This is a genomic window from Methanobrevibacter sp., from assembly GCF_045636185.1.
Classification (GTDB): Archaea; Methanobacteriota; Methanobacteria; order Methanobacteriales; family Methanobacteriaceae; genus Methanocatella.
Window position 1 is genome coordinate 22164 of record NZ_JAZTXC010000140.1, and the last position, 10923, is coordinate 33086.

Genomic DNA, 10923 nt, shown 5'->3' on the forward strand with positions numbered 1-10923 from the left:
CAAAAATTAAATAACAAAACCCAATGTTAGCTTATTAAGTATAAATCCTTTTTTACACTCTTCCTTATGTTTTCCTTGATTTTTAAGGACGATACATTTATCTTTATCCATTAATCCTTCAGGGAAACATAAATCATGGAATTCACAATCTTCATCACATTCAGGAGCACCATATGTAAAAGTTGAACCTTCAAAAATATTTTTGGATGTTGTCAAAACATCAATTTCAGCCCTTTCAACTTCAACAGGAATTACAAGATTTTGAGAGTGAATCGGACATTTCTGCTCATTATCTTTAACATCCGTAATTACATATTTCCGGTTTAATTCCAAATTACCAATGCAAGAAGATTTAAATCTGCAATTTTCACACTCCGGAGCAGAACCTAAAAAAACAAATTCAACACCTTTTTGAGCTAAATCCTTACCAATTAATGTAATCATTAAATCACCTCGGTATTTTGTGCCAATTCATAAGCGGCTTCTCTTGAAAATCCATTATCTCCTAAAATTGTGTATCTTTCAGGTCTTATTTTATGAGCCATCAGTAATGCTTCAATCACATCATCATCATTGATTCCTAACTCCTTAGCATTAATTGGTGCTTCAACAGCCTTAAGACAATTCCTTATGAATTCCCAATCGTCACCATATAATGCCATCATCAATATAGATCCAACACCGCATTGCTGACCATGCAATTTTGGTTTATCAAGTATCTTATCAAGAGCATGTGAAAACATATGTTCAGATCCGCTGGCAGGTCTGCTTGAACCTGCAATACTGATTGCAGTACCGCTGCTGAATAATGATTTCATAACAATCCTTGCACTTTCCTCAAGGCCAGGTTTAATGTTTTGAATATTATTGGTAATTAACTTAGCAGACATTATTGAAAGTGATGCTGCTGATTCACTATATTCAACATGCTTTAACCTATGGGCCAATTCCCAGTCCTTAACTGCAGTAAAATTTGATATTAAATCAGCACAACCTGCAGACAATAATTTAAATGGAGAATCTGCAATAATATTACTGTCTCCAATAAGAGCTATTGGTGCATTGGCCTGAACGGATGTAGACCTGTTAGGATTTTTGATTGAAGCTAAAGGAGATACAATACCATCATGTGAAGCGGTAGTTGGCATGGAAACAAAATAAACATCCTTATTAAATGAAGCATATTTTGCAACATCAATTACTTTTCCTCCGCCAACACCTACAACAAGAGTATCAGAGTCAATATGTTCTTCCACTTCCTCAACACTTTCAAATGAAGCATCATCAACAATTTTAACATCAACTTCATAATCATTTTCTTCAAGGTTGTCAATTACATATTTGGCCCCTGCATCATAAGTGTGGTGTCCTGTGATAATTAGAGTCTTTTTTGACAAGTGCAAGCTTTCAAAAATCTCTGCAGTTTCATAAATAACGTCAGGACCTATGTAAACTTCACGAGGCATTTGTATTTTCCGATGATTCATAAATATCTCCTAAAAAAATAACTATACATTTTTTATATATGATTTCATTATATTAAAAAACTTTTCATTTTAATTTTAAATAATATTAAAAACATATATTTGAATACTATAAAAAAATTAGGTGATATGGTGGAAAATTTTAGTGAATGGTTTCATGACATTTTAGAAGAAGCAAACATTACAGATTCAAGATACCCTATTAAGGGAATGGCAATTTGGATGCCTTACGGATTTAAAATAAGAAAATACATGCTTGAAATAATTAAAGAATTACTCGATAAAGATCATGACGAAGTATTATTCCCATTACTTGTTCCTGAAGGAGAATTGGCTAAAGAGGGAGAACATATTAAAGGATTTGAAGAGGAAGTTTATTGGGTTACAAAAGGCGGTGTAAATGATTTGAATGAAAAATTGGCCTTAAGACCTACCAGTGAAACTGCTATTTATCCGATGTATTCCTTATGGATCAGGTCACACATTGACTTGCCAATCAAATATTATCAGGTAGTTAACACATTCAGATACGAAACAAAACACACAAGACCTTTGATTCGTGTCCGTGAAATAACCACATTTAAAGAAGCACATACTGCACATGCAACAAAAGAAGAGTGTGCACAGCAAATTGAAGACTTTATTGAAATCTATAAAGAGTTTCTAGATAGTTTAGCAATCCCATATCTAATCTCAAAAAGACCTCCATGGGATACTTTCCCTGGTGCAGACTACACCATGGCTTTTGATATCATAATGCCTGATGGAAAAACATTGCAGATAGGTACAATCCACAATTTAGGCCAGAGCTTTGCGAAAACATTCGACATTACATTTGAGGATAAGGACGGTGAACACAAATATGTCTACCAGACCTGTGCAGGAGTATCCGATCGTATTGTTGCTTCAATCATTGGAGTTCATGGTGATGAAAAGGGTTTGCGCCTTCCGCCAATGGTTTCACCTAACCAAATCACAATAATTCCAATTTTATTCAAAAAAGGAAAAGAGGAAGTAATGGCCAAATGTATGGAAATCAAGGCTGCACTTGAAAATGCAGGATTGCGCGTCAACATTGATGACAGAGACATCAGACCGGGCAAAAAGTTCTATGACTGGGAATTGAAAGGAACACCTTTAAAATTAGAGATTGGACCAAGAGACTTGGAAAACAACATTACAATAGCTATGAGACGTGATGAAGGAGAAAAAATCGAATTAACATTAGACGATGATTTAGTAGGCAATGTCAAAGATTTGCTTGACAAATACTATGAAAATCTAAAAGAAAGTGCTTGGAACTTCCAGTCCGAACATGTCAAATTCACAGAAGATATTAATGAAATCTCCAATATCATTGAAGCAGGAAACGTTGCTGCGGTTAACTGGTGCGGCGAAGAAGAATGCGGAAAACAGATTGAGGAAAAAACCGGCTACGATGTCTTGGGCATTTACAAAGATGCTGAAGAAGGTGCCAAATGCATAGCTAGCGGAAACGATGCAAAATATGTTGCATTAATAGCTAAAACATACTAGTGATTAAAATGGATAACATTTATGCAATAATACCTGTTAGCAAGTTTAAAAATGCTAAAACCCGTCTTTCTCCTTTTTTAACAGAGGAAGAACGGGAAAAATTATTAAAAGCAATGCTACATGACGTTACTGACACGTTAAAGAAGTATGTAGATAAAATATTCATCATAAGCAGGGATGAAGAGGTATTGAGTTATGCTGAAAAGTTAAATTTAGATACTATCCTGGAAGATGAAAATTCCAATTTAAACAAGGCTTTAGTTCAGGCAATGAAATACTGTAAAGGAAAAGCAAAAAAAATCATTATAGTCCCATCAGATGTTCCTTTAATTGGAAAAACCAATGTCCAAATGTTAATTGACGCATCAAAAAGTCTTGATTTTATCATTGTCCCATCAAAAGGCGGCGGAACAAACATGATAATCATGAAGCCTATGGCAATACGCACAAGATTTGAAGGTTTCAGCTACAAGGAACATGTGCAGGCCGCTGAGAGAAAAAAACTGAATCCACAGGTACATGATTCATTTTTCATGGCATTGGATGTCAATACTGCTCAGGATTTAGGGGAAATAATGATTCATGGTGAAAAAACCCATACCCGAAAATATCTAAAAGAACTGAAAGTTAATGTTGAACCATTCCGTGGAAATGAACGTTTAAAAGTTACAAGAGGCTAAATTATGGTTGTAATGTCAATTGCAGGTGTTGACCCCTCAGCTGGAGCCGGAATTTTTGCTGATTTAAAGACATTTCAGGCACATGGAGTTTATGGCTGCGGAGTTGTAACTGCCCTAACCGCACAAAATCCTAATAAAGTATTCTCTCTAAGCCCTGTCGATAAGGATTATGTGGCAGAACAGATTGATGCAGTTCTGGATGCATACGACATTACATACATTAAAACAGGCATGCTTTACTCACCAGAAATAATTAAACTGGTTTCAAAAAAGATAACCGAATATGATTTAAAGGCAGTGGTTGATCCCGTAATGGTTGCAACCTCCGGTGGAGATTTAACCAAAAGTGATTTGGCAGATGCCTTAAATAAATATCTGCTTCCAAAATCCATTTTAACCACACCGAATATTGAAGAAGCTGAAAAATTAACCAATTTAAAAATCAATACAAAAGAAGATGCTATAAAAGCAACGGAAAAAATTCCATGCAACTCCTTAATAACCGGAGGACACTTGGATGGAATTAATACCATGAGAATTAATGGCGAAATCATAATTGAAAAGCAGGAACTGATTGAAAGTGATAATCTCCATGGAACCGGATGTAACTTATCATCAGCAATTGTAGCCAATTTAGAAAATGGAAATGATTTGGTTAATTCATGCTTAAAATCATTTGATTATGTTTATAAAGCTATTGAAAATGGAGATTACGGAACTCTAATAGCTAAAATGTAAAAAAAGTTAAAAAAGAAATAGTTTTAAGACTATTCTTCCATATCAAGTTTATCAACAATGGATTCCTGAATTTTCAAGAATTCCAGTGAATCTCTTTTTCTTGGCCTTTCCAAATCGACAGAAATAATTTCGGCAATTTTTCCAGGATCTTTATCAAGAAGGACAATTTTATCTGCAAGATAAACCGCTTCATCAACATCGTGAGTTACAAAAACAATGGTATTTTCAAATCTTTTCCAAACTCCTATCAGCTGTTCCTGAAGCTTGTGTCTATTTTGCATGTCCAATGCAGAAAACGGCTCATCCATAAGCAAGATAGGTGAATGATTAAGCAAGGATCTGATAATTGCAACCCTCTGTTTCATACCACCGGAAAGTTCATGTGGATAGCTATCTTTAAAGTCAAGCAAACCAACACTTTTAAGATATCTTTCAGCCGCCTGAATATTTTCCTCTTTGGAACCGCCTGAAATTTCAAGACCGAAAGTCACATTTTGAAGAACAGTCAACCAAGGGAACAGTGAATATTGCTGGAAAATAACAGCCCTGTCTCCAGATGGCTTTTCAACAACTTCCCCATTGGCTACAATCTCGCCGGAAGTAGGCTGGTCAAGACCTGCAATTAAACGAAGAAGGGTGGTTTTGCCACAGCCTGATGGGCCAAGCAAACATATCAACTCACCATCATTTATTTCTAGGTTGATATCTTCCAAAACAGATAAGTTTTTTCCTCTTCCATCAAAGGATTTGTTAATATTTTTAATTTCAATTGACATTCAAAACACCTACCAGAAAATCCTTTTTTGTGCAAGTCCAAATACGTAATCAAGAACCAAACCAATTAATCCAATAACCAACATACCTACAACAGTTGTACCTGTATCAAAGAGGTTTGTAGCTGTTAAAATCATATATCCTAAACCACTACTTGAACCAATCATTTCAGCTGAAATTGTACACATCAATGCAATTCCAACACCAACTTTAAGTCCGGAAACGATATATGGGACAGCAGACGGCAATATTACTCTTCTGAGAACATTCCAGTCATTTGCACCCAATGTCTGTGCAGATTCAATCAATACCTTATCAGTTCTTTTTACACCATCAAGAGTATATACCAAAATCGGGAAAACACAACCCATGAATATGATAAATACCGCAGGAACTGTACCGATTCCAAACCACAATATTGAAAATGGAATCCATGCTACAGGAGGTATTGGCCTTAAAATACTAATAATAAATGAACCTAAATCTTCTAAAGTCTGATACCATCCCATAAGAATTCCCAATGGTATAGCAACAACAGATGCCAATATCAAACCGGAAAATACTTTGAATAAAGTGTCAATAGTATTTTGAAGCAATTTTCCGGATTGTAGAATATTAATTGCAGAATATACTACAGCAACAGGACTTGGCAATACATACGGTCTCACTAAATGAAGGCCATCTGTTATGACATACCAAAAAATAATAATCGCAACGGGTAAAATAAAGGGTAAAATTTTTCTTTTATTCATTACATCACTTATATTAAAATTTTATATAATAAGTTAATTTGAATTTTATTATATTAAAACTTTAAGAAAAAATCAATGTTGTCAAGCTATGATTTTTAGATTTTTTTAAAATCAGTTTTTGATGTTTGATTTGCATTCTTGATGATAATAATTGTCTTTATATCCTTTTTCGTTTGTTGGTGCTTCATTTGTATATGCAAATTATTAAAGAAAGACCAAGAGCATTTGACAAATATACAAAACAAATATAAAAAAGAAGAATAGAAAAATTATCTATTTTGAATACAATAAACCTACACCATAATTGATAGATAATATAAGGAATCCACCAAGAATGACATCAGTTATCATGGTACCGATAGCTGGAACAACTGTTACTACTCCCAAAATTAAAACATAAACAATCAAAAGAATGTGTTCGACTATTAAGAATAAGATAATCTTTAATATTCCAATTCTTTTTACATCCTCAACTACTTCACCAATATTTATTGCATAACCGATACTGTGGGATATAGCATATCTTGATTGAGCAACTACTCCAAGTATTCCAAATACGATAAATATAATTAGTGCAAAAACTGCCCAAATTCCTAAAGATCCGACAATGTGGCCAAATCCTGCTCCAATTACACCAAACATAAATAGGAGAACAAGAGTTATAATAATCGGAATAATGAAATAAAATAAAAATACAACAAACAGTTTGAGACCATCTATAAAATTATTTTTAAAATCAAAACCAGGTATTTCCTTTGAATTGTCAATTCCTCTTTTAGTTACATTGACTGTATAGCCAGCCACAACAAATGAAAACAACACCGCAATTATGAATGCAATGATAACAATAAATGAGTCTTGTCCAAATATTTCACCTAAACTAGCATCCAAATCACAAATAATCATACCAAGACCTACCATCAGATATTTAGTTAAATCTGAAAATGGATAGGAAAATGACTTTGAAAAAATATCGCCTAAACCCATATATTCACCTTATAGTAATTTATTTTAAATAAAAAAACACTATTTTAGTGTTATATGATAATTTTGTTTTAACAAATATTTAAAGATAACAATTCTGTCAAGAAAGATTTTTTCTTATTTTTTAATATTTAAAAAAATCTAAAAATCATAGCTTAACAGCATTGAAAAAAAAATAGAAAAAATGTAGAATGAAAATTCTACACTTATTCAGCATCAGCCACTTCAATGGCTTCAACTTCAATTTCATTAATATAATCATCACCGAGAACTGATTTAGTACTTAATGCACCAAATAGCATAGTTGATAAATTATGTACAAATGAAGATGTATTTGGCGTAATAATGCCTAAAGCGCCTAAAACAAGCAAGGTACCATTTACAGCAACAATTCTTCGGTAATTAGTGTTAATTTTATCAAACATGCCAGTACTTAACTTTCTTAATGTAACAAGATCATGCAAATCGTCTGATAAAAGTGAAATATCTGCTACTTCACGTGCAATATCAGAGGAATGCTTCATCGATACTGATACATCAGCCGCTGCAAGAGCCGGTGAATCGTTTATACCATCACCAACCATGATAACTGTTTTGCCCTCAGCTTTTAATTCTTCAACAAATCTAGATTTATCTTCTGGTAGTACTTGTGAACGGTACTGGGTAATGCCTAAAGCTTTAGCACTGGATTTTGCAGCACTTTCACTGTCTCCAGTAAGCATGATTACATTTTCAATACCTAATTCTTTTAGTTCTTCTATGACATACTTTGCTTCATCACGTATAGGGTCATCAATACAGATGAGACCTTCAAGTTTACCATCAATTGCCATATAAACAACAGAATGTTCCTGAACTTCTTTTTTGATTTTCTTTTCCTGGATTTTATTTATTCTAATACCTTCATCATCAAACAAGAAGTGTCTGCTGCCTATAACAACTCGCTTATCATCATAAGTAGTTGCAATACCATGAGCTACAATGTATTCAACTTCACTGTGGTCTTCCTCATGCTTAATTCCTTCTTCTTCAGCATGCTTTACAATAGCTGTTGCAATACTATGTGCAAAGTGCTCTTCAATACATGCCGCCATTCTCAAAATATCTTCTCTAGTGTATCTTTTTGTCATTGGGAAAACATGAACAACTTTTGGAGAAGCATTAGTTAAAGTTCCAGTTTTATCAAATACAATTGTATCAGCAGTAGCATATTTTTCAAGGAATTTTCCACCTTTTACCATCATACGATTATCAGATGCTTCACGCATTGCAGATATGATAGATAATGGAGTCGTCAGCTTAATCGCACATGAAAAGTCAACCATCAATACAGATAATGCCCTTGTAGCATTTCCAGTAAGCAGGTAAGTTGCGGCAGTTGCAAGGAAACTGTATGGGACAATTGAATCAGCCAATCTTTCTGCCTGACTTTGGGCATCAGCCTTTAATTCTTCGGAGTTTTCAATCAAATCAACAATCTTATTTAATCTTGTCTCCTTATTGATTGAATAAACTTCAACAATAATATTTCCTTCTTCTATTACTGTTCCTGCATGAACCGTTTTGCCAGGACTTTTATGTACAGCCAATGGTTCTCCAGTCATTGAAGCCTCATTAACCATTCCATCTCCGTCAACTACTTTACCATCCACAGGAATTACGTCTCCCATATGAACTTTAATTTTATCTCCTTTTTGGACATCTAAAGCAGGACATTGTCTTTCCGTACCGTCATCTTCAACAAGCCATACAGTATCAATATTTAAAACCAAACTATCTTTTAATGTACTTTTTGCTTTTTGTACTGTATAATCCTCTAATGCATCAGATATTGACAATAGGAACATCATTGAAGTTGCGGGCCCATAGTCTCCCATCCATAAAGCGCCAGCAACAGCTGCCCCATCAAGAAGTGCAACATCTACTCTGAAACTAGTTAAACTATCAAATCCTTCCCAAAGGAATTTTGAAGCATGTAAAAAAGTTAAAAATGTCTTAATAGGAATTGGATAAAATATCCTACCGAATAACCTACGTGCAAACATTTTAGTCAGCTTAAGCAAGAAATCATCAGTAATCTCTTTTGAAATTTGGAGCTGCGTAGGTTCTCCCTCAACTAAATCATCCATCGTGATTGAATTTAAAATTTTGAAAATCTTATTTTTATTTTCAACATCATCATAATATATTAAAATACTTCCATTCCTATGAGATGTGTACACTTCATGAATAAAGTGATTTTTTAAAAGTAATGAAGCAAGACCATAACCTTCCTCTTTAGTAAAAGCCCATTGGCCTGAACGAACTCTTAAACGAGTTCCTTTATCGTACATTACTTGATATTTCATTTCTACACTACCGGGACAATCTATTCTTCGTCTTCTTCATCTTCTTCGTCTTCAATGTAGATTTCTTTTTTTACATCAGCATTAGCATCAATTACAATTTCCTCAGCTTCTTCTTTCATGTCTTGGAAGCATTCTTCTGCATCTTTTTTAGCTGATAAAACAGCAGCCATACCTTTAGTACAGGATTCTTTTACAGTTTTTGATTCCAACAATTTTTTAGCAATAATTGCAGTTGCAATACCACCAGCGAAAATTAATGCATGCTTATGTTTCATTACTTTATCAAAATATTCATTTTCTTCCATATTATTCTCTCCCTAATATTATTTTATACATATTGAATCAGTACAATCCAATAATAGACATATATTTATTGGCAATTATATATAAGTTTTAGGTCAACCTAAATTTTTTCAAAAAAATATTTTACAATATTTCAAAATCATATGTCCAAACATACAAAATTAAGCACAAAATATATTATTGATAAAGTCAAATATTACTTACATTACATTTGATGGTGATGAATTTTGAATGAACATAAAAAAATATTTTCAAAAATAGGGTTTAATTATTTACTTCTCGCATTGATTCCCATTATACTTCAAATAGTGATAATAAATATCCTTGCATTATGGGACGGAACCTTAATAAAAAATATTAATGTACAGACAATAATTTCAGCCGTAACTAATTACATTATAATATTGCCTATCTTTATTTTATTAATGAAAAGGATAGAATCTAGTGATATATCCAAAGAAAGACTGGGAATAAAGAAATTTATAACATACATTTGTATTGCCATGACATTAATGTGGATCGGGAACATAATCGGAATGATAATAACAACAATAATAGGAAATACTGTTGCAAATGATGTTGTAAACCCAATAGAGAAATTAATTCAAAATTCAAGCATTTATATTAATTTATTAGTGATAAGTATACTGGCGCCAATTTTTGAGGAAATCTTTTTCAGAAAGTTACTGATTGACAGAACAATAAAATATGGTGCAAAATTATCAATACTCTTATCAGCATTATTATTTGCATTATTCCATGGTAACTTAAGCCAATTTTTCTATGCATTCCTTCTTGGAGGATTTTTCGCATATATCTATATTAAAACAGGCAACGTAATCTATTCAATAATATGTCATGCTATTGTAAACCTTTACGGATCAGTAATCAGCACATTTTTCAATTTATCAATACATAACCTGCAGAATGGAATATCAATGGCAAATATTGGAGATATTGCAGTAGTAGCATTTTATATTATATCATTAATTATAATCTGGTGTATAGGCCTATATACAATATTTAAAAATTACAAAAACATAGAATTTGATGATGAAAACCGAGAAATATATCTGGAAAAACCCCTCCGTACAGTATTTTTAAATCCCGGAATGATACTATTCATATTATATCATATTGTGATAATATTAATGTCCTTGAACATTATTTAACAAAAAAAATAGGGTGTCCGCCAAAATTGATTTTTGATTTTTTGTCGAAAAATTTTTTAGCCTAATTTTTATTATTTTTCTAATATTATTTCAGATTTTTATTTATTTTTATTTATTCAAGTTATTTATTTTTTAAATCACTATTTGATTAC

Annotated in this window: 11 protein-coding genes; 4 read left to right on the plus strand and 7 right to left on the minus strand. The window is 32.8% G+C overall.

Annotated elements, in window-relative coordinates:
* Positions 1-6: 6 nt before the first annotated feature.
* Positions 7-444 carry a UPF0179 family protein gene (locus tag ACKI3Q_RS07815; protein ID WP_407415908.1) on the minus strand — a complete coding sequence of 146 codons (438 nt, stop codon included), beginning with the start codon at positions 442-444 and terminating at the stop codon, positions 7-9.
* The gene (locus tag ACKI3Q_RS07820; RefSeq protein ID WP_407415910.1) at positions 444-1487 is read right to left on the minus strand and encodes an NAD(P)-dependent glycerol-1-phosphate dehydrogenase; all 1044 of its coding nucleotides are present in this window, start codon (positions 1485-1487) and stop codon (positions 444-446) included. Before ACKI3Q_RS07820 ends, ACKI3Q_RS07815 begins: the two co-directional genes overlap by 1 nt.
* A gap of 126 nt (positions 1488-1613) precedes the next feature.
* On the opposite strand from ACKI3Q_RS07820, the gene proS reads away from it, so the two are divergent.
* From proS to thiD, 3 genes are read left to right on the plus strand one after another with little or no spacing between them, the layout of a single operon-like run.
* Entirely contained in the window at positions 1614-3020 is a 1407-nt protein-coding gene (gene proS / locus ACKI3Q_RS07825) for a proline--tRNA ligase (RefSeq protein WP_407415912.1), read from the plus strand.
* Between the two features lie 8 nt (positions 3021-3028).
* Positions 3029-3700 (plus strand): 2-phospho-L-lactate guanylyltransferase, encoded by a 672-nt coding sequence (gene cofC / locus ACKI3Q_RS07830; RefSeq protein ID WP_407415914.1) that lies wholly within the window; start codon positions 3029-3031, stop codon positions 3698-3700.
* Positions 3701-3703: 3 nt separating this feature from the next.
* A complete protein-coding gene (gene thiD / locus ACKI3Q_RS07835) occupies positions 3704-4438 on the plus strand; it encodes a bifunctional hydroxymethylpyrimidine kinase/phosphomethylpyrimidine kinase (RefSeq protein ID WP_407415916.1) in 735 nt (244 codons plus the stop codon).
* Positions 4439-4467: 29 nt separating this feature from the next.
* Here the strand turns inward: thiD and ACKI3Q_RS07840 are convergent, their stop codons facing one another.
* From ACKI3Q_RS07840 to ACKI3Q_RS07860, 5 genes are all read right to left on the minus strand, one after another.
* Complete coding sequence (locus ACKI3Q_RS07840) at positions 4468-5214, minus strand: ABC transporter ATP-binding protein (protein ID WP_407415918.1); 747 nt, start codon at positions 5212-5214, stop codon at positions 4468-4470.
* 9 nt (positions 5215-5223) lie between these two features.
* Positions 5224-5964: an ABC transporter permease gene (locus tag ACKI3Q_RS07845; protein WP_407415920.1), complete on the minus strand. Its 741-nt coding sequence runs from the start codon at positions 5962-5964 to the stop codon at positions 5224-5226.
* 273 nt (positions 5965-6237) lie between these two features.
* The gene (locus tag ACKI3Q_RS07850; protein WP_407415922.1) at positions 6238-6951 is read right to left on the minus strand and encodes a DUF4013 domain-containing protein; all 714 of its coding nucleotides are present in this window, start codon (positions 6949-6951) and stop codon (positions 6238-6240) included.
* A gap of 203 nt (positions 6952-7154) precedes the next feature.
* A complete protein-coding gene (locus ACKI3Q_RS07855; RefSeq protein ID WP_407415924.1) occupies positions 7155-9296 on the minus strand; it encodes a heavy metal translocating P-type ATPase in 2142 nt (713 codons plus the stop codon).
* A gap of 20 nt (positions 9297-9316) precedes the next feature.
* Entirely contained in the window at positions 9317-9601 is a 285-nt protein-coding gene (locus ACKI3Q_RS07860) for a DUF6110 family protein (RefSeq protein WP_407415926.1), read from the minus strand.
* 225 nt (positions 9602-9826) lie between these two features.
* Here ACKI3Q_RS07860 and ACKI3Q_RS07865 point away from each other — a divergent pair, with 225 nt between their 5' ends.
* Positions 9827-10771 (plus strand): CPBP family intramembrane glutamic endopeptidase, encoded by a 945-nt coding sequence (locus tag ACKI3Q_RS07865; RefSeq protein WP_407415928.1) that lies wholly within the window; start codon positions 9827-9829, stop codon positions 10769-10771.
* The last annotated feature ends 152 nt before the right edge of the window (positions 10772-10923 follow it).